We start from the raw sequence: 236 nt of genomic DNA, 5'->3' as shown, positions 1-236 counted from the left end.
CAAGCGCGACGGTGTCGACGTCACGTTCCTGAAGCGCCGCGGATTGGTGCGCGATACGCCGTTGTTCGTTCCCTTGTCCCCCTCGCCGATTTTGTTGAACCGCCATGCAAGTCTTTATATGAACGCCTCCCGTTTGAGCAGGTTCTCGAGCGCTCCGACTGACAGGATGGGCTGCAGCTTTATATCCGGCCTCAATGCAGCTGAAGTCGCTGCGGGCCCCGATGATATCCGCTGAC

Annotated in this window: 1 pseudogene; it reads left to right on the top strand. The window is 58.9% G+C overall.

Going from position 1 to position 236, the window contains the following annotated elements:
* Nucleotides 1–235: pseudogene (locus tag SB771_RS37065) on the top strand (hypothetical protein); the annotation flags it as partial.
* Nucleotide 236 lies beyond the last annotated feature (1 nt).

It is taken from the genome of Burkholderia sp. SIMBA_051 (assembly GCF_046534915.1).
In the GTDB taxonomy this organism is placed as follows: domain Bacteria; phylum Pseudomonadota; class Gammaproteobacteria; order Burkholderiales; family Burkholderiaceae; genus Burkholderia; species Burkholderia ambifaria.
Note: the sequence above shows the minus strand (reverse complement) of the source record. Positions and strands in the feature narration are given on the sequence as shown.